This is a genomic window from Citrobacter sp. C348 (assembly GCF_047467975.1).
GTDB classification, from domain to species: domain Bacteria; phylum Pseudomonadota; class Gammaproteobacteria; order Enterobacterales; family Enterobacteriaceae; genus Citrobacter; species Citrobacter gillenii.
Genome location: NZ_JASJUJ010000010.1, coordinates 204,245 through 224,171, shown reverse-complemented (window position 1 = coordinate 224,171; position 19,927 = coordinate 204,245). Strand labels below are relative to the sequence as shown.

Annotated in this window: 15 protein-coding genes and 1 pseudogene; 10 read left to right on the top strand and 6 right to left on the bottom strand. The window is 49.9% G+C overall.

Features of this window, described 5'->3' with window-relative positions; genetic code table 11:
- From QNN86_RS18750 to QNN86_RS18735, 4 genes and pseudogenes are all read left to right on the top strand, one after another.
- Nucleotides 1-286 (top strand): autotransporter outer membrane beta-barrel domain-containing protein (locus tag QNN86_RS18750; RefSeq protein WP_414212137.1); only part of this gene is annotated, 286 nt, incomplete at its 5' end.
- A 565-nt stretch (nt 287-851) separates the two neighbouring features.
- Nucleotides 852-2,207, top strand: coding sequence for a carbohydrate porin (locus QNN86_RS18745; protein ID WP_414212135.1), 1,356 nt, complete (start codon nt 852-854; stop codon nt 2,205-2,207).
- A 188-nt stretch (nt 2,208-2,395) separates the two neighbouring features.
- Nucleotides 2,396-3,817: pseudogene (locus QNN86_RS18740) on the top strand (PTS transporter subunit EIIC); the annotation flags it as partial.
- A 106-nt stretch (nt 3,818-3,923) separates the two neighbouring features.
- Nucleotides 3,924-5,453, top strand: a complete 1,530-nt coding sequence (locus tag QNN86_RS18735) for a carboxylesterase/lipase family protein (RefSeq protein WP_414212133.1) — start codon at nt 3,924-3,926, stop codon at nt 5,451-5,453.
- Between the two features lie 70 nt (nt 5,454-5,523).
- Here QNN86_RS18735 and QNN86_RS18730 read toward each other — a convergent pair whose 3' ends face one another.
- From QNN86_RS18730 to surE, 3 genes are all read right to left on the bottom strand, one after another.
- Complete coding sequence (locus QNN86_RS18730) at nt 5,524-6,921, bottom strand: glycoside hydrolase family 1 protein (protein ID WP_414212131.1); 1,398 nt, start codon at nt 6,919-6,921, stop codon at nt 5,524-5,526.
- Between the two features lie 17 nt (nt 6,922-6,938).
- Entirely contained in the window at nt 6,939-8,807 is a 1,869-nt protein-coding gene (bglF, locus tag QNN86_RS18725) for a PTS beta-glucoside transporter subunit IIABC (protein ID WP_181619489.1), read from the bottom strand.
- A gap of 111 nt (nt 8,808-8,918) precedes the next feature.
- Entirely contained in the window at nt 8,919-9,758 is an 840-nt protein-coding gene (surE, locus tag QNN86_RS18720; protein ID WP_414212145.1) for a 5'/3'-nucleotidase SurE, read from the bottom strand.
- 554 nt (nt 9,759-10,312) lie between these two features.
- Between surE and QNN86_RS18715 the strand changes: the two genes are divergently transcribed.
- From QNN86_RS18715 to licT, 3 genes are all read left to right on the top strand, one after another.
- Nucleotides 10,313-11,050 carry a histidine phosphatase family protein gene (locus tag QNN86_RS18715; protein ID WP_181619488.1) on the top strand — a complete coding sequence of 246 codons (738 nt, stop codon included), beginning with the start codon at nt 10,313-10,315 and terminating at the stop codon, nt 11,048-11,050.
- 91 nt (nt 11,051-11,141) lie between these two features.
- Nucleotides 11,142-12,485, top strand: coding sequence for an OprD family outer membrane porin (locus QNN86_RS18710; RefSeq protein ID WP_414212129.1), 1,344 nt, complete (start codon nt 11,142-11,144; stop codon nt 12,483-12,485).
- A 166-nt stretch (nt 12,486-12,651) separates the two neighbouring features.
- Nucleotides 12,652-13,482 (top strand): BglG family transcription antiterminator LicT, encoded by an 831-nt coding sequence (licT, locus tag QNN86_RS18705; protein ID WP_181617143.1) that lies wholly within the window; start codon nt 12,652-12,654, stop codon nt 13,480-13,482.
- A 91-nt stretch (nt 13,483-13,573) separates the two neighbouring features.
- Here licT and QNN86_RS18700 read toward each other — a convergent pair whose 3' ends face one another.
- Complete coding sequence (locus QNN86_RS18700) at nt 13,574-13,834, bottom strand: pentapeptide MXKDX repeat protein (RefSeq protein WP_181617142.1); 261 nt, start codon at nt 13,832-13,834, stop codon at nt 13,574-13,576.
- Between the two features lie 260 nt (nt 13,835-14,094).
- On the opposite strand from QNN86_RS18700, the gene QNN86_RS18695 reads away from it, so the two are divergent.
- Together QNN86_RS18695 and QNN86_RS18690 are read left to right on the top strand one after the other, a co-directional pair.
- Entirely contained in the window at nt 14,095-14,808 is a 714-nt protein-coding gene (locus tag QNN86_RS18695) for a response regulator transcription factor (RefSeq protein ID WP_279278013.1), read from the top strand.
- Nucleotides 14,809-14,810: 2 nt separating this feature from the next.
- A complete protein-coding gene (locus QNN86_RS18690) occupies nt 14,811-16,289 on the top strand; it encodes an ATP-binding protein (protein ID WP_414212126.1) in 1,479 nt (492 codons plus the stop codon).
- 100 nt (nt 16,290-16,389) lie between these two features.
- On the opposite strand, the gene QNN86_RS18685 is transcribed toward QNN86_RS18690, so the two are convergent.
- Entirely contained in the window at nt 16,390-17,301 is a 912-nt protein-coding gene (locus tag QNN86_RS18685) for a LysR family transcriptional regulator (RefSeq protein ID WP_115258275.1), read from the bottom strand.
- A 102-nt stretch (nt 17,302-17,403) separates the two neighbouring features.
- Between QNN86_RS18685 and QNN86_RS18680 the strand changes: the two genes are divergently transcribed.
- The gene (locus QNN86_RS18680; protein ID WP_182269704.1) at nt 17,404-18,501 is read left to right on the top strand and encodes an N-ethylmaleimide reductase; all 1,098 of its coding nucleotides are present in this window, start codon (nt 17,404-17,406) and stop codon (nt 18,499-18,501) included.
- Between the two features lie 232 nt (nt 18,502-18,733).
- Here the strand turns inward: QNN86_RS18680 and QNN86_RS18675 are convergent, their stop codons facing one another.
- Nucleotides 18,734-19,450, bottom strand: a complete 717-nt coding sequence (locus tag QNN86_RS18675; protein WP_182269705.1) for a YebC/PmpR family DNA-binding transcriptional regulator — start codon at nt 19,448-19,450, stop codon at nt 18,734-18,736.
- Between the last annotated feature and the right edge of the window lie 477 nt (nt 19,451-19,927).

Sequence of the window (19,927 nt, the reverse complement as noted above, 5' to 3'; positions counted from 1 at the left end):
TCTGCGCACGTATCTGAAAGGCCACAGCAAAATAGATGACGGTAAAGCGCGGACCTTCCAGCCGTTTGTGGAAGTTAACTGGCTGCACAACACGCATGATTTTGGTACGAAGATGGACGGGGTGAGCGTGTATCAGGACGGGGCGCGCAATCTCGGAGAAATCAAAACTGGCGTGGAAGGCAAGCTGAGCGACCGCCTGAATCTGTGGGGTAACGTGGGCGTCCAGATCGGCGACAAAGGCTACAGCGACTCATCTGCGATGGTAGGGGTGAAATACAGCTTCTAGGTTACTTTAAGCAGGCCGGTAATAGGTAGACATGACTAAATTAACGTCCAGCGTGTCTATAATTACCGCGGTATAATTTATTTTAATGCAAGTGGGGTAACGGTGTGCAGGCATCTTTATCCCACGTTTTTAACGTTAATATCTTTAACTGCGATAAAGCGGCGCAGATATTTTCCACACCGATAAAAAGCGGCGACTTTTCCCAACAGCTCCCTGTTATGCAAGTGTTATCTTGCTCACATTTTCATACAGCAGCGCGTTCTCAGCGTTTGCAACAGGGAGGGATGATGGTAGAGTCCCTACCGTTACAACTCAGGATTGTTACTGGCTAACAGGCAAAACCTAAGTGTTCCGCGCGAGCGGTGCACTTAGGTTTTTTTTTGCCTGTCGTTTACGAGGAGACGAACTCACACGCATTCTGACGACTGATTTTACATTATACCTGGAAGCGTTTTGCGGTTATTACTGACCGTAGAGACTGCTATTACCAAAAATAAAATGATAACGGACAATATATAAATTGTCTGCGACCGGTTACGCATTAAATAAATAAACGGGTTTCATTATGGCATATAAAAAAATACCTTATCAGCTCTACGCACTTGCTTTACTGACGGTATCGCCATTATCAATGGCACAAGACTGGAACGGTACGGTGCTGGGTTTTGAAGCTCCTCCTGACCCTGTGTTAGGTGACATGCTGGGTATTCGTAAAATTCTCAATGATAATGGCTTCACCTATAATCTGGGATATTTGAACGAAATCGCCTGGAATGGTGGCGGCGGATATAATCATGATTCACACGTGGCCTATATTGATCAGTTCGCACTGACCTTCAATCAGGATCTGGAACGCTGGACCGGGATCCCTGATGCTCGTATTGAAGGGAATATTGTTAACCGTAACCATGATGACAATCTGACGACCAAACGTGTCCAGGATCCGCGTGTTCCGTTTAACGATCTGACCCAGGAAAGCTGGGGCGGGGGGTCTATTACTCGCCTCGGCTGGCTGACTTTTGCTCGGAGCTTTGACGATCGTCGCTTGACCTGGCGTGTTGGCATGATGAACAAAGTCCAGACCTTTGACCAAATTATCCCTTGCGATTCCCAACTGCTCTCTCAGTGTGGCGGTAAATCTGCCTACTCACTGACCTGGAGCAACTGGAATATGCATACCTGGGGTACCACGCTGGAGTACAAAATCACGCCAGCTGTGACCTTAAAAGGCGGGGTGATGGAGCAAAACCCGGATGCAACCAGCCGCAGCCATGCATGGAGTTGGTCGACGAAAGGCAGTAAAGGCGTATTGCTGCCGCTAGAAATTGAAACCCGTCCTGTCATCAGTGGATTACCGGGGATATACAACTTCGGCGTGCTATATACCAATGCGCCGCAAACCGATCTCTATCGTGGGAAATCCGGCGGTGCTGGTGCCACCGATCCGAATGGTTATGCGAAACACAGCGATACCTGGTTTATGTATACCGGTTTTAACCAGCAACTGACTCAGCACGATGGCGATCCTAATCGTGGCTTGAGCACCTCACTGAGCTTCAGCCTTGCAGACCAAAGCACGAACGTTATCCATTCGGTGCTGGCCTCAACGTTCCGCTACCGTGGACTGTTTGATGCCCGCCCGAACGATACCATTGGCATTGGCGCAACCTGGTTCGATGCGAGCGACGAGCTTGCACATAACCAGCGGTATATGAACAGCATCAGCGGCATTTCCGACTACAACAATCCGGGGTATCGCCCCGTTCCTGGGCGCTCGATGAATGCTGAGATCTATTATCGTTTCCGTCCGGTTCCGTGGATCGAATTGCAGCCGGGTATTCAGTACTGGCATAACCCAGGCGGCGTCTCAGAGACCCAGGATGCCTGGGTTACCGAGCTGAAAACGGTGGTGACGTTCTAATACATAAACAGCCAGTACAGCCAGATCCGTCATGCTGTCTTACTCATGGCAAATAACAGAACGGGATTGTTACTGCACTATGCAGGCAAAACCTGAGCGCGTTCGCTGAAAGTGGAACGTTCTCGGGTTTTTTTATTTTTCTACTCAGTCAGACGGTGGCTGCGGACACCGGACGTAAGGAACATCATATGAAACATCAAGCGCTGGCGAAAAAAATCATCGACCACGTCGGTGGTAAAGAGAACATTAGCAGTCTGGTGCATTGCGCTACCCGACTTCGCTTCAAATTGAATGATAACCAAAAAGCGAATGCACAAGCGCTAAAACAATGCCCTGGCGTGATTATGGTCGTCGAAAGTGGCGGTCAGTTTCAGGTCGTCATCGGGAATGATGTGGGCGATGTCTGGCAGGCGGTGTGTGTTGAAGCCGGTCTGACGGATGATACCCCTGCGGTAACTGAGAAAAAAGGCAATAAAAGTAGCGCGTTAGGACATGTTATCGACATCGTGTCCGGGATTTTTACGCCCTTTATTGGCGTACTGGCGGCCTCCGGTATTCTCAAAGGATTGCTGGCTCTGGCCGTTGTTTGCGGATGGTTAACCACCGATAGCGCGACCTATAAAATCTGGTTTGCTGCCAGTGATGCGCTGTTTTTCTTCTTCCCGCTGGTGTTGGGTTACACCGCCGGGAAGAAGTTCGGCGGTAATCCGTTTATTACTATGGTGATCGGCGGCGCGCTGACCCATCCGCTGATGATTGAGGCGTTTACTGCCAGTCAACACGCTGGCGCTATCACGGAAACTTTCCTTGGCATTCCGGTAACCTGGTTCAACTACAGTGCGTCCGTGATCCCGATTATTCTCGCATCGTGGGTGAGTTGCTGGCTGGAGAAAAAGAGTTCAGTACTGCTGCCATCATCCATGAAGAACTTTTTTGCGCCACTGATTTGCTTAGTAGTCACGGTACCGCTGACCTTCCTGATTATTGGCCCGGTGGCGACCTGGATTAGTCAGTTCCTCGCTAACGGTTACCAGTGGATTTATGTCCTTGCCCCGTGGCTGGCAGGTGCTGCGATCGGCGCTCTGTGGCAAGTGTGCGTGATCTTCGGTCTGCACTGGGGGCTGGTTCCGTTGATGATCAACAACCTGGCGGTGCTAGGTCATGACACGATGCTGCCTATGTTGCTGCCAGCCGTGATGGGCCAGGTCGGTGCCGCGCTGGGGATCTTCCTGCGTAGCCGTGATGCACGGCAGAAAATGCTGGCGGGTTCCTCCGTGACGGCCGGTATTTTCGGTATTACTGAACCTGCGGTGTACGGAGTAAACCTGCCGCTCAGACGTCCATTTATTTTTGGTTGCATCGCGGGAGCGGTCGGGGGGGCCATTGTCGGCTTCAGTAGTACTCACGTGTACTCCTTCGGATTTGCCAACATCTTCACCATTGCGCAGATGATTCCGCCGGGTGGCGTCGATGCCACGTTATGGGGGGGCATTATTGGCACGGTAGTGGCGCTGATTCTGAGCTGCGCAATGACGCTGGTCGCAGGACTGCCGGGGCTGAATGCACAAAATGCGGCGACAGTTTCGACCACGAGCGATGAAAATGAGCTCAAACAGCATCCATAAATAACGCCACAAACACGATCTTAACGTTATATACCGGGAGGAGGGTCGCTACTGGCCTTCCTCCCATTGGCTTATAAAGCAGGGGATTGATATGCGATACACATTAGCGGTTGGATTCACCTTTATCTGTTGTGCTGGCCTGGCTCAGGCCGCGGGCCCGGAAGTGAGCGTGACGGATGGACGCATTTTAGGAAGCGAACATCAGGGCGTTGATGCTTTTAAGGGCATTCCGTTTGCCGCACCGCCTGTTGGAGCACTACGTTGGCAACCCCCGCAGCCAGTAACAGCCTGGCAAGGTGTTCGTCCGGCAAAACACTACGGAAAAGACTGTCTACAAGAGCCGTTTCCTGGGGATGCTGCGCCGTTAGGCGTCGGGTTTAGCGAAGATTGTCTGACGCTCAACGTATGGCGTCCGGCTAACGCTAGCGGCAAATTGCCGGTTATGGTGTGGATTTACGGCGGCGGGTTTGTCAATGGAGGCTCATCCCCTGCGGTGTATGCCGGGGATGCCTTTGCCCGCCAGGGTGTGGTGTTCGTTAGCTTTAACTATCGTGTAGGACGTTTTGGCTTTTTCGCCCACCCCGCACTGGCTAACGATCCACTACGGGGGAACTATGGTCTGATGGACCAACTTGCCGCGCTGAAATGGGTTAAAAATAATATCGCCAATTTCAATGGCGATCCGGACAATGTCACGCTATTTGGCGAGTCAGCGGGGGGCTTCTCTGTTAATAGCCTGTTGACCAGCCAGGAAGCGGCAGGTCTGTTCCAGAAAGCCATTATTCAGTCCGGCTCTGGTCGTCACAACATCGTCCCGCACCAGAACTGGCAGCAGGCAGAAAAAGCCGGCCTGACGTTTGCCGCTAAACACGGTATTAACGGCAATGATGGTAAAGCGCTGGAAGCGCTGCGACAGCTTCCTGCCAACGAGGTAGTCAGTGGCCTTAATATGGCCACCATGCAAAGCCCGGATTACTCCGGACCGATGATCGATGGACGTATTATTACCGCGGAACCTCACGAGCTGTACAGTAAGGGAACATTCAACAAAGTGCCGCTGATGATTGGTGCAAACGACGCGGATATCGGCTTTGCGCCGCAGGTCACTACGCAGGAGCAGGCGTTAGCTCCGTTTGCGGCTGACCTGCGTGGCAAAGTGGACCAGGCCTATCGTGATATGTCACCGCAGCAGACAGCCAACGCTATTGCCAGCGATAGCTTTATGGTTGAACCGGCGCGCTATATGGCTCGGGTATGGAGTGATAACCAGCTCCCTGTGTGGCAGTATCGTTTTGGTTACGTGGCGCAGGCACTGAGTGACCAGACGTCTGGCGCGCAGCATGCCAGTGAAATTCCGTATGTTTTTAATACGCTGACGGCGCGTTATGCCGACACGGTGAAACCGCAAGATCAGACCGTGGCTGCCCAGCTTAATCAGTATTGGGTGAATTTTGCCAGGCACAGTCAGCCCAATGCACAAAACCTACCTGAATGGCGTGCTTTCAACCGTCAGGCAGACAACCTGCTGCTGATCCCGGCGGCAGGCGCGCAACAGACACAGACTCTGCGCGATCCGTGGCAAGAGAGACTGGATTTAGTCGAAACGCTGGTAAAGGAATAATGCATTTACTTTAGTTGGTCAGAATAAAAAATACCCCGTCAGCAATGACGGGGTATTTTTGTTAACGCGATTACGCTTTCAACAATGCGCCGTTGCTGGCGATAATTCCCTTGTACCAGTAAAAGCTCTCTTTGCGGCTGCGCGCCAGCGTACCCGAGCCATCCTGCTGCAGATCAACGTAGATAAAACCGTACCGTTTGCCCACTTCGGCTTTTGACGCGCTAATCAGATCAATGGGACCCCACGAGGTATATCCCATGAGTTCCACGCCATCTGCGATCGCTTCGCGTACCTGGATCAGGTGATCGTTGAGATAGCTGATACGATAGTGATCGTGAATACGGCCCTCGTGGTCCGGTGTATCCTGGGCACCGAGCCCATTCTCAACGATAAATAGCGGTTTCTGGTAGCGATCCCGCAGAACGTTCAACAGCGTACGTAAGCCCACTGGATCTATTTGCCAGCCCCACTCGGAGCTTTCAAGATGCGGATTGGGCACCATATCGAGAATATTTCCGCGCATCTTCTCGACCAGTTCAGCATCTGCGGTGACGCAGCCGGTCATGTAGTAACTAAAGGAGATAAAATCAACGGTGTGGCGTAACGCGTCATGATCCTGCGGTTCAATATGTAATGTGATGTCGTTTTCACGGAAAAAACGCTGCATATAGCCCGGATAAGCTCCACGACACTGGACGTCACCAAAGAACTGCCACTGGCGGTTATCCTGTAATGCGGCAAAAACGTCTTCAGGTTTGCAGGACAGTGGATAGGTGAGACCACCTAAGAGCATGTTGCCAATTTTGGCATCAGGAATAATGTCATGCAGAGCGTTAACCGCCAGACCGCTGGCCACCAACTGATGGTGGATCGCCTGGTATATCTCTGCCTTGCTGCAGCCATCCTGCAGACCGACACCGGTTAACGGCGCATGCAGGGACATGTTGATCTCGTTGAAGGTCAACCACAGTTTGACTTTGTGCTGATAGCGAGTGAAAACGGTACGGGCATAGCGCTCAAAGAAGGTGATGACGTCACGGTTTCCCCAGCCGCCGTAGTTTTCAACCAGCCCCCATGGCATCTCGTAATGCGACAGGGTCACCATCGGCTGGATATTGTGTCGCAACATTTCATCAAACAGGTTGTCATACCACGCGAGTCCGGCCTCGTTCGGCGTGGTTTCATCCCCCTGCGGGAAGATGCGGGTCCAGGCAATTGACACGCGCAAACAGGTGAAACCCATCTCGGCAAACAGCGCGATATCTTCCGGGTAACGGTGGTAGAAGTCGATGGCGACGTCCTTAATACTGTGCTGACCTGCGTGGCGTGCGACAACGTTACCGAAAATGCCGTTGGGCAGCATGTCTGATGTTGACACACCTTTACCGTCTTCCTGCCATGCGCCTTCAACCTGGTTTGCCGCCATTGCGCCGCCCCATAAAAATCCGTCGGGAAAAGTGTTGTTCATGGTGCTCTCCTTTAAAATTAGCGTTTGACGCACAGGAACGGATCGCCAGCATTGACATACGGTGTTTCATGCTGGTGTTCCAGTCCGGCAAAGTCGTCACTGTTGCTCATAATGATGGGGGTGCTCAGGTCAAAACCTTTGCTCAGGATGGCTTCACGATCGAAGGTAATCAGCAGTTCACCGGGGTGAATCTTGTCGCCTTCTTTGACATGCGCAGTGAAGTGTTCACCGTTAAGTTTGACGGTATCAATACCGACGTGAATCAGGATTTCAATGCCGCTATCGCTGAGTAACCCAATGGCATGGCGTGTTGAAAACAGGCTGGCAACTTCGCCACTGAAGGGGGCTATGACTCTTCCTTCTGCCGGGATGATGGCTGCACCTGCACCCATCAGACCGCTGGCGAAGGTGGCATCCGGTACTTCATCAAGTGCAATCGTGACGCCACTCAGGGGCGCAAGTACCGTGTTTTCATCGAGGGTTGCGGTAATGGTTGCCGGAACGGGCGTTGAGGCTGCCGATGCGGCAGGCAGGCCCGCAACAATAGTCATCAGACAGGCGAAGAGGAATGAAACGACCACACCGATAATGGCTCCCCAGACGGTGAAGTCAAAACCACTTGTCGGAATGATTTGTGCCAGCGTGAAGATACTGGCCAGTCCAAAAGAATAGACCTGGCTCAGGCTAAAGCCGACGATGGCACCGCCGATGGCCCCCCCGACGCAGCCAAAAATAAACGGACGACGATAGGGTAGCGTGACGCCATACACGGCAGGTTCGGTGATGCCAAAGACGCCGGCTACAGTGGCTGAGCCGGACAGCGCTTTCAGACGCCGATCGCGGGTTTTGATGAAAACCCCCAGCGCGGCGCCGACCTGTCCAAATACGGCCGGCAGCAGGATAGCCAGCATGGGATCGTGACCCACCACCGCCATATTATTCATCATCAACGGGATCAGTCCCCAGTGCAGACCGAAGATCACGCACACCTGCCACAGACCACCGAGGATGCTACCCGCCAGCCAGGGGGCGAATTTATATATGGTCTGAAAACCGGCCGCCAGCAGTTCGCCAAGGCCTGTTGCCAGTGGGCCAATTGCCAGAAAGGTCAACGGTACGGTGACGGACAGGCAGATAAGCGGGGTGAGGAAGTTTTTTACCGCAGAGGGCAGTACCTTGTTGCACTGGCGTTCCAGCCAGCAACAAAACCAGGCGGCAAAAATAACGGGAATGACTGAGGAGGCGTAGTTAATAAACACCACCGGGATCCCGAGGAATGTCTCGGTTGCGCCATCGGCGCTCGCGCGAAATGCGGCAATCATCATCGGGTGGATCAGGGCCCCACCGATGACCATGGTTAAGAAGGGATTACCGCCAAATTTTTTGCCGGCAGTATAGCCGAGCACCATGGGCAGGAAATAAAACAATGCATCGCCGGTGGCGAACAGAATACGCCAGGTTCCGCTATTTTCGGTCATCCAGCCGCAAACCAGACTCAGGGCGAGAAAACCTTTGAGGATACCGCAGGCTGCCATCACGCCAAGAAACGGCGTAAAAATACCCGAAACCATATCGATAAATTTTGCCAGCAGCCCCCCTTTATCGTCTGATGGTTCTGTTCGGCTCGGGACATCATCGCTGATACCCGCTGCCTGGCAGACGGCCAGCCAGACATCATGGACGTGGTTGCCAACAACAACCTGAAACTGCCCACCGCTCTCGACGACCATAATAATGTCGGAATTGGCTTTCAGCGCCTCAGCATCGGCCAGACTGTCATCCTTAAGCTTAAAACGAAGCCGGGTTGCGCAGTGCACCACACTGTTGATGTTTTCACCACCGCCCACGTGACGCAGGATATCGCTGGCCAGCTCCTCAAATTTCATCTTCATTCATCTTATCCGTACTGAGATCTTTAAAACCGAGTACCGAACGGCCAACCCGCCGGTACTACAGGTTTTTCCCGCCTGCGCAATCATTATGCGCCGCGCAATGGGCTATTTTTTTAGCAATGCTTCGTATTGTGCCTGGAACGCGGGTGCATCCCAGGAGCCGTCGAAAAGGGTATAGGTGATGTATCCCTTATTGAGCCAGCCAGAATCGGTATTATCCTGCGTATTTTCCAGTGCGGCTGGATTAATAGTTTGTTTTGCCTGGCCGTTGGCCATCAACTCATAACCGATTTGCGGAGTCGGAAACGTTTCATTCTCGACGTAGCGCACACCTTTGATCTCCGCTTTTGCCAGCGCAGGGTAGTTGATGCTCAGCCCAGAACCTTTTGGCAGTAGCGGCGTACCTGGCGTGTGTCTGGCATTAAGGGTTTCAACAACCTCCACGACATAATCAACGGAGTCGGGCCAGTACTTGTGCGTGCTGGGCCATTTGTTTTTCATTTCTTGTTCGCTAAGGATATAGCCGATACTGGCGGCAATCGCCGGGTAGCCGTAGCGGATTGCTCGCGCCGCTGCGCTGACGGTACCGGAGTTCACCTGCGCCATCCCAGTGTTGGGGCCGTCATTCACGCCTGAAATCACGAGATCCGGAGGACTGTTTTTCAGCACGCCCTGTAAGCCAAAATCGACGGCGTCAGCGGGTGTTCCGGGGAAGCAATAGCGCTTGTCGGCGACTTTTTTGACATCGAACAGCTTACCGGTTTTAAACGTAATGGCTGAACCAATACCGCTCTGATTTGTGGCGGGGGCGACCATCCAGACGTCAAAGCCTTTGGCTGCCAGCTTTTCCTGTAATGAGGTACTGCCGGAAGATTCACAACCATCATCGTTGACAATCAGTATCTTCAGCGGCGCAGCGCCAGCGAAGGCAGAACAGGCAAACATGGACAGTAACGTTGCAGCGAGGAGAGTTATTTTCATCTTTAATCCTTATCTCTGACTGGCGGGGCTGAATTCAGCGCAAAAAAAAACCTAAGGCACTTCGCTGCAGCATAGCTGCATAAAAGTGCCTTAGGTTTTGCCTGATTCAGTAACAATCCCGGAACTGCAACGAAAATACGCGTTGGAATCGATTTAGTCCAGATGTCCACGCTGGTTTCTGTGACCGGTTTCACTTTTTTGGCTTAATACACCGTGTTTGCGAGTGTCAATAATCCAATCTGTCACCCACGTTATGAACACGATCATATTTCTGCGTTTTCTTTTAATAAACATGATGTCATACAAAATTATTAGTGATATGGTCCCCGGCCATTGGATTGTTACTGTATCCACAGGCAAAACCTACGCTCACCCTCCCGATCAAAATTAACCGATCGGGAAGTTGGCGTAGGTTTTTTTGTTTCTGACGTATAAGAATGATAAGCGGAAGGTCACACGTGAAAAAATGGTTGCTTGCTTTTCTTGCTCTGGCTAGCGTGATTAATAGCCCAGTCGTTATGGCGAATGATAAGAAAGATGCCCCTGAAGAACAAGGCGTAAACATTTATATCGCACGTCATGGTAAAACGTTTTTAAATACGTTTGATCGTGTTCAGGGATGGGCAGATTCCCCTCTCACCGATCAAGGTCGCCTGGTCGCGCGCTATTTAGGTGAGGGGCTAAAAGATATTCATTTTGATCGTTTCTATTCCAGTGATGCAGGAAGACAACGTGAAACAATGGCAGTTGTTTTAACTCAGAAGGGTATCACTGATTATCATCTAAATGAACTGCCAGGCCTGCGTGAGGCTTTTTTTGGCAGTTTTGAAGGGGCGCACAATAAAGAGATGGCCAATGCTGCTGCGCACAAGCTCGGTATGGCCGATGGGGGTGAATTATTCAATGCGATGATGGCAGGCAAGATTGCGCTACGCGATAGCCAGAATGCGCTGGCAAGCGCCGATCCTAGCGGTCTGGCAGAGAATTACGCGCAGGTAAAAGCCCGCACGCAGGCTGCGCTAAGCACCATTGTCGAACGGGCAAAAGCGGAGGGTGACAAAAATGTTCTGGTTATTTCATCCGGTATGTCAATGCAAATTATGATCTCTGATTTGACCCCTGATCCAGCCAGAAATAAGCCCATTGCCAATGCCGCGGTAGTGAAAATAGTTTATAAAAACGGCAAATATACTGTGCCAGAGATTGGCACGTTGAAATATGTTGATGCAGGGAAGAAATCTCTTACGGGTGAGTAATAACATAATTCACTGATTTTCTTTTAGGGCTGAAATACTGGTATGCCATTTTCTGGCAGGGCCCGGCTTCGGCTGCTTCTGGGATAATAAAATGAATCTGATACGTATTTCTTTTGCATTTATTACGCTTGGGGTTTCTGCATCTACCTGGGCTGTCACCAATAATGGACAGGAACCTTCTACTACCCAATCTGATGTAGGGGTTATCGACCCCTTTATTTCCGATTCGCATTTAACACTGTCTGCTAAGAATTACTGGAAGTATCTGAAGGAGGATATCGCCAACCCTAAGCATGTGCACAGTGCGTGGGGGCAAGGGTTCGCCGTTGACTATCAGTCCGGATATTTTGCTGACATTATCGGCGTTGATGCTGTTTATTATAGCGCGATAAAATTAGGCGCCAGTGATTACTTTAATTCTCGTGGTATTTTGTACAGCAAGGGCAAAGGAAATAAAAAAAGCAACGCCGAAGGTTTTTCTAAATTTGGTCAACGCAATATTAAAATGAAGTATGCGCTGGGTGGCACCCAACTGAATGCCCGCTGGGGCTGGCAGACGTTCAAGAACTATGGCGTGATCTCGAGCTCCACCCGACTCTCGCCAACCACCTACTCCGGCATAAGCGGTGGGGCGACCTATGGCGATGTGGCGCTTCACGGCGCGTATTTAGAAAACGCGATGGAACGTAATTCACCAGAAAAGGTACATTTCCAGACCAATACCGGGCAGGATATTAATCATCTGGTTGGGGGAGATGTGAAGTGGAAAACACCGTTGCTGGATGTTCAGTATGCGTATGGTGAAAGCCAGAACTACCTGCGCCGCCAGTTGCTGTTTAGCAACGTCAGACCACTTCCGCGGTTGAATATTGGCAGCCAAATTTACGCCACTCAGGCACTGGATGACTACCGCGCTATGCCTGCTGATAAACGCGATTTTGACGATCAAGCCTGGCATTTCGCTCTCGACATTACCTGGAAAGCAGACCGCTGGAGCAATAAATGGGGTATCGGCTATACCGATGCTAATAAAGCCAACGAAATTGGTTTCTATCCACGCCATCTGAGTAAAAACTCGCGCGGAACCTTTATTTCAATGGCCTACGCGGGTGATGATTACATGCGTGATGGCGAGTTGGTGATGGCCGACATGGCTGATTATCAGCTAACGCCTGCGTTGACCGTAGGGCTGGTGGGTAACATTGCGCAGTTCAACTACAAGGGCAACCATGTCCGTTCTGGCGAGATTAACGCCTTCAGCCGCTGGGTTCCCACCGATCCGGTGTTTAAAAACCTGACGGTGTGGGCAATGGTTGGTCCTGGATGGTCATACAAAAGCAAGGGCAAAACACCGGTGCTTACCGACGGGCACTATACGCGGGCGCACACTTTGGCCTCTGAAATTATCATTGAGTATCGCTTTAATATGTTCTGAATTTTGTAAAAATAGCGCGCGATCTGAATCACGTTTTTCACCCAGACAGTTCAAATAAAAACGCCGAAGTGTTAGATTACGCGAATGGATTGTAACTGCGTACTGCAGGCAAAACCTGATTTCTGGCGATTGTCAGGAGTCAGGTTTTTTTGTTTTTGGGGTTCAGATGATCATCGCCAAAATTCTTAATAATAATGTTGTCGTTATCCTCGATGCACAGCAGCGCGAACAGGTCGTGATGGGTCGTGGTCTTGCGTTTCAGAAGCGGGTCGGCGACGCGCTGGATGAGTCGCGTATCGAGAAAGTGTTCGCACTGCAAAGTGATGAGCTGGTTAATCGTTTAGGGGATCTGATGAATCAGATCCCGCTGGAGGTGATGACTACCTGCGACCGCATTATTGAACTGGCGCGCTCGCGGTTGGGGAAACTACAGGAGAGTCTGTACATTACCCTGACTGACCATTGCCATTACGCCATTGAGCGACAAAAAAAAGGGCTGGCGATCAAAAATGCGCTGTTATGGGAAACCCGGCGTTTGTATCCTCGAGAGTTTGAACTGGGACAGGAAGCGAGGGCGATTATCAGCCAACGGCTTAATGTGGACCTGGCGGAAGATGAGGCCGGGTTTATTGCCCTTCATCTGGTCACCGCGCAGCTTAATAGCGAAATGCCTGAAGTGATGCACATCACTCAGGTGATGCAGGAAATCCTCAATTTGGTGAAGTATCAACTGCGTCTGGAATATGATGAAAGTACGCTGAGCTACCAGCGCTTTGTGACGCATCTAAAATTCTTTGCACAACGCATGCTGACACGTACCGTGGTGCCGGATGATGATGCAACATTGCATAGTGCCGTCAAAGAAAACTATTCCCGGGCCTGGGGATGTGCCGAGAAAATTGCACTGCACTTGCGCAAAGCGTACCAGCGGGAATTGACCACCGAGGAGATCATGTTCCTCACCATTCACATTGAGCGTGTGCGTAAGGAAGTCTAAGCGTAAAGCGAGAGATAAAAAACCACGCAAGGGCGTGGTTTTAATGTATCTAATTTCTGATGTTACATCATGGCAGGTAATGCCGGATTAATTATTTTTTATCCATCCCCGCTTTAGCCGTCTCATCTTTACCCATTGAATCTTTGGTCATCGTCTCTTTGGTCATTACGTCGTTGGGCATGTTGTCTTTTGATATGCAATCTTTGTTCATTTTATCCTTGCTGCAATCATGGGACATTTTTCCCATGTGATCTTTCGCCATTGCGTCTTTACTCATGCTATCTGCTGCATTAGCACCAGTCATCCCCAAAACCAATGTAGTGCACATGATAACGGCATGTAATTTTTTCATTATATTGACCTTTAAAAGTTAGAGTGTATTAGCTACCACCAAACCAGTTATATTATTGATTATTCCTAATAACCGCGGGAGTAACGATTGGTGACTTCAGTAACATTAATGTTTTTCGGGTTTTTATAGTGAACGTTCGATGAAATCATTATCAGTAAAATTTATTCCCCGATGCTTCACGCAAAGTTAAATTAAATGTGACAACTTTCTACCCGCTTGTTGTGTAGACTTTCAGTATCAGGAAAGTGGGGGACAACGAAGTGAATCAGGATAAGAAACTACTTATCGTAGAAGACGATGAAAACATCGCTGAGCTGTTACAGCTACATCTGCGTGAGGAGGGGTTTACGGTGACGCATGCGGCCAATGGCAATATCGGTATGGCGTTACTTAACCAGGGGGGTTGGGATGCGCTAATCCTGGACCTGATGCTGCCTGGCGTTGACGGGCTTGAGATTTGTCGCCATGCCAGAACGATGGCGCGTTATACGCCCATCATCATTATCAGCGCCCGGTCAGGTGAAACCCATCGTATTCTAGGACTTGAGTTGGGGGCTGACGATTACCTTGCCAAACCGTTTTCAATGCTTGAACTGGTCGCCCGTGTAAAAGCGCTCTTTCGCCGTCAGGAAGCAATGAGTAAGAATTTACGCCTGGATGCAGGGGTACTGATTTTCGATAACCTTTCTATTGATCCGCTGGCCCGGGATGTTCAACTTAATCATCAGTCGGTGGAGTTGACGCCCAGAGAGTTTGATTTGCTTTACTTTTTTGCCCGGCATCCCGATAAAGTCTTTTCCCGTTTGAGTCTGCTAAATCAGGTCTGGGGGTATGAACATGAAGGATATGAGCATACGGTGAACACACATATCAATCGCTTACGGATCAAGATTGAGGATAACCCGGCGGAACCTAACTTTATTCGCACCGTCTGGGGAAAAGGCTACAAATTCACCGCACAGCCACACGAGTAATTATGCGAACTTATACTCTTTCTCAACGTTTAACGCTGGTTTTTGCTCTCCTGTTTATTACGTCGTGTGCCCTGTTGGGTTGGCTGCAGGTGCGAACCAGCACTGAATACAGTAAGGCTGTTATTCAGCAACTTTCTTCTGGCCTTGCCGGGCATATCAACCAAAGTTACCCTTTGCTTGAACGCGATGGCCTTAATAAAGCGTCAATGCGGGATTTGTTCGATCATCTGATGGCGGTGAATCCCAGTGTGGAAGTTTATTTACTGGATAAAGAGGGCAATATCATTGGTGATGCTGCCCCGGAAGGGCACATCAAACGTCAGCGGGTTGATGTACTACCTATCCAGGCGGCCCTGAATAACCCGCAATATCCCATTTATGGTGACGATCCGCGTAGCCTTGATGCGAAGAAAGTATTTAGCGTGTCGCCAATGCGTCAGGATGGGCAGATAAAAGGCTACTTGTATGTCATTTTGCTCGGGGAAAATTACAACGCCTTAAACAGCAATGCGCAATTTGATGCCTTGTTGAAGATAGTCTTACTGTCCATCAGCCTTGTTGCATTGTTGGGGCTGGTGGTGGGGGCACTTGCCTTGCGCTGGATTACTCGTCCCTTGCGCGAATTGTCCGCTCAGGTCCATGCCCTGGAAACCGGTGGGATAGAAGAAATGCAGGCAATGGCGGCGCAGCCCCGGCAAATCAATACCAGTAACGATGAAATTAGCCAACTGCGACAAGGGGTTATCTCGATGGCCCAGCGCATTGCAGAACAGTGGCATCGTCTTGCACAACAAGAGCAGTTACGACGTGAGTTTATCGCCAACATTTCCCATGATTTGCGCACGCCATTAACCTCACTACACGGCTACCTTGAAAGCCTGTCCGTGATGTCAGCCAGCCTGAGCGAAGCAGAGAAACAGCGCTACCTTAATATTGCTCTCGCACAGAGCCAAAAGGTGGGAGCGCTCTCCCAGTCGCTGTTTGAGCTGGCTCGTCTGGAATATGGTGTGGTTAAACCGCAGAAAGAGAAATTCTCGATTAGTGAACTGCTGCAGGATGTTTTCCAGAAATTCGAACTTTCTGCCCAGACTAAACAGCTGACATTGCTGGCAGATATTCAGCCAGGTCTGCCGCTTATTGATGCAGACCTCGGGATGATCGAACGGGTGCTGACCAACCTGCTGGATAATGCGATTCGCCATACTCCCGACAACGGCACTGTTGCTGTGCGTTTGTGGCGAGAAGCGGATAAAGTGATGGTGCAAATTAGCGACAGCGGTCCTGGGATCCCGCAAGAATTAATGGAGGGATTATTCATCCGTCCTTCGATTGCGAATCCGTCAGGTGTTCGAGTAGGAGGACTGGGGTTGATGATCGTCCGCCAGATGCTACAGCTACATGGTAGCGAAATTGCGCTGGTGGATACGCCGAAAAGCGGGGCTTGTTTTCGCTTTGGCTTAACGATGGGCCCACATATTTGAACCAGTTATCCGTGATACCAGCTTCAATGGCTACGTGCGCAGATGAAGATGAACGGTGTCGCCAGGTGGCTGCACGGCCGTAAAACCGATAGTAGCTGCGTTATTCATTATCCAGCCAGCTAATGAAAAACTCACTGAAAGCCGTCACCTGCAACGGCTGAAAACGCCGTTGAGGGTAGACAAACTGCAGACCAACGTGTTTCTTGTCATGGCGGCTGAAGCCGATAAAAGTCTCAGCAAATAAAACGCTCAGTCGCCCTTGTTCCACATCTCGCTTCACATCCCACCAGGATTTGCTGGCAATACCCGCTCCCGCCAGTACCCACTGACGAAGCAAGGCGCCGTCATCACATACCATTGCCGGCGTGACCTGCACCACCGCGGTTTCATTTTGCTCTTCAAAACGCCACTCGTTCATCAGCGTGCCGCGCTGCTCCATCACCAGGCAGCGGTGCCCGTGTAATTCATCCGGATACTGAGGCGTTCCGTGTGCTTCAAGGTAGCTTTTTGACGCAACCAGCACCCGATAATTAGGACGGATGAATTTTGTGACCAGATTACTGTCCGGCAAGTTCCCGAAACGCACGCTCATATCCAGACGGTTGACAATCAAATCCACCACGCTCTCACTAAGATAAACGGAGCTTCTGACTTCAGGATGCAAACGGGAGAAATCGAGAAGCGCAGGGGAAAGATACTGTCGGCCAAAGTCTGAGGGGGCTGAAATACGCAGGCTGCCGCTGAGCAGTCCGTCCTTCTGCGTCAGTTTTGATTCTGCCTGTGTCATCTCCTCCTGCACGCGAAGTGCGGCGTGGTAAAACTCCTCCCCGGCTCGCGTCAATGCGATGGCCCGGGTTGAACGATTAAACAGCCGGGTTTGATAACGTTCTTCCAGCGCCTTTAATCGTGCAGTCATGGTGGCGGGGGAAAGGTTCATCCGACGCCCTGCAGCGGCCAGACCACCAGCTTCAACCACTTCCACCAGTAACGTCATATCTTCGAATTTACCCATTATTCCGTTTTCCTGAAAAGATAATCAATTATTACTGCCATTATCAAAGCGACTTGCATGACATAAAGTCAAGCCATAGTTAACCGCTCAGGAGAGCAGAACATGCCACAACATTCCCTTTTCGAGACAACATCTATTGGCAAACGTGTGCTAAAAAACCGTATTGTTATGGCACCGATGACTCGTGCCCGTACTGTACAGCCCGGTAATATTCCTGGCGCGCTTATGGCCGAGTATTATCAGCAGCGCGCCACTGCCGGTCTTATCATCACCGAAGCAACACAGATTTCTGCCCAAGGGCAGGGTTACTCCTGGACACCAGGCATTCATTCTGCTGAACAGGTGGCGGGATGGCGTCTGGTAACAGATGCGGTCCATCGCGCAGGAGGTACGATTTTCTCCCAGTTGTGGCATGTGGGGCGTATGTCCCATGCAAGTTTTCATCCAGACGGCCAACCTGTAGCTCCTTCTGCGTTATCACCACATGCGCAGGTGTGGGTGGTAAACAATGAGGGTATCGGTGAAATGGTCGACTGTCCGGTTCCACGTGAGCTAACGACAGCTGATATTCAACGGGTAATAGCAGATTACCGGCAGGCGGCCCTCAATGCGGTGGAAGCGGGTTTTGATGGCGTGGAAGTTCACGGTGGCAACGGGTATCTGATTGACCAGTTCCTGCGCCGTTCTTCAAACCAACGAACCGATGAATACGGCGGTAGTCTGGAAAACCGTGTGCGTTTCGCCCAACAGATACTGGAAGCGATCAGCGAGGCCATTGGTGCAGAGCGTACCGGTATCCGTCTGGCCCCGTACATCACCCAGCGTGGCATGGATGACCCGCAGGTTATTGATGCTATTCTGGCTCTGGCGGCCTGGTGTGAATCAAAAGGTATTGCCTTTATTCATCTGGCGGAAGCGGATTGGGATGATGCGCCGCAGGTGCCCTGTGCGTTCCGGGAGACCCTGCGGGCGACTTTTAGCGGTACGATTATTGTGGCGGGGAATTACACCCGTGAAAAAGCCGACAAACTGTTAGCGGCAGGGATCGTAGATCTGGTCGCTTTCGGACGTCCCTTTATCGCCAATCCAGATTTCCCACGTCGTCTGAAAGAAAACCTGCCACTTTCAGAAATGGGTAACCCAGCGACGCTGTTTGGCGGTAGCGAAGTGGGTTATACCGATTACCCATTTCTGAGTTAACTATTCCGATGTATTAACGGCCATCGCGGCGGGCATCAACAACAGGGTAAATGAAAAATCCACGCAATTGCGTGGATATATTACTTTTATAATGCTATGGATAAATAGATATATCTTGTGCGCGATAATGATAGGGTGAAATTTAAACAACGCGTCTGACTGGATATGCTTTAATATACAAGGTTATAAAATTAAGAAATCTGCCACAACGACAGATTTCTTTAATATATAATTAGAGATTTGCAACGTTATGATATACTTTTTGAACATCATCATCATCTTCAAGGGCATCAACAAGTCCTTCAAAGATTTCTAAATCTTCTGGTGAGAGTTCAATTTCTGCTTGAGCAATCATTTCTAATTCAGTTGTTGAGAATTCAGTAATTCCAGCTGCTTTTAGAGCTGCAATCCCTTTGTGAAGATCTGTAGGTTCAGTATAAATGACGATGTTTCCTTCTTCTTCGGTTACATCACGAACATCAACTTCAGCATCAAGCAAAATTTCAAAAATACGGTCTGGATCTTTTCCTGCAAATACAATGACGCCAGTATTGTCAAACATATAGCTGACAGCGCCTGCCGCTCCGATACTCCCGCCTTTCTTATTGAAAATTGTGCGGACATTAGCAATGGTACGGTTAACATTTGACGTCAAGGTTTCAGCGATAATCATTGAGCCATTGGGTCCAAAGCCTTCATAACGACCTTGCACGAATGTTTCATCGCCGCCGCCTTTGGCTTTATCAATTGCTTTATCAATAACGTGTTTAGGGACTTGTGCTTGCTTCGCACGTTCAATAACAAATTTTAAAGATGAGTTTGATTCTGGGTCTGGTTCACCTTGCTTAGCAGCGGCATAGATTTCCACACCGAATTTTGCATATATATTAGACGTCGCACCGTCTTTAGCCGTTTTTTTAGCAACAATATTGGCCCATTTACGTCCCACTGGAATGCTCTCCTCAAAGATTTATTTACATTAAATGCAGCTTGTTAACCTGCATTTTTTTCCGCGAGATTATATCATGATATGTAAATACTCGTCTATGAGAAATAAAAAACGACAATCTTACGTGATGTTATTTTAATTTTATCAATGGTTGGTATTTTTGGTGGTCATTTTAAAATTTATATTTGGTGCTTTATTTTTATTGTTAATAATTGAAATGAAGTAACAATAAATAAGTCAGGGGAAATAATTGCGATAATCCAGATAATAAACACTATTAAATTACGCAGCGTGGACAAAAATATCTGGAAAACTGGATTGACTCCGCGGCAATAGGTATTTTCTGTCCTCACGACAAAGTATGTTCGACGTTTTCTGGACAGATGCCGTTGAGGTTAAATAAGACTCTATGAAATGAAAAATCCACGCAATTGCGTGGATTTTATAGAGTTTTATCGATGTCATGAGATCCAGCGA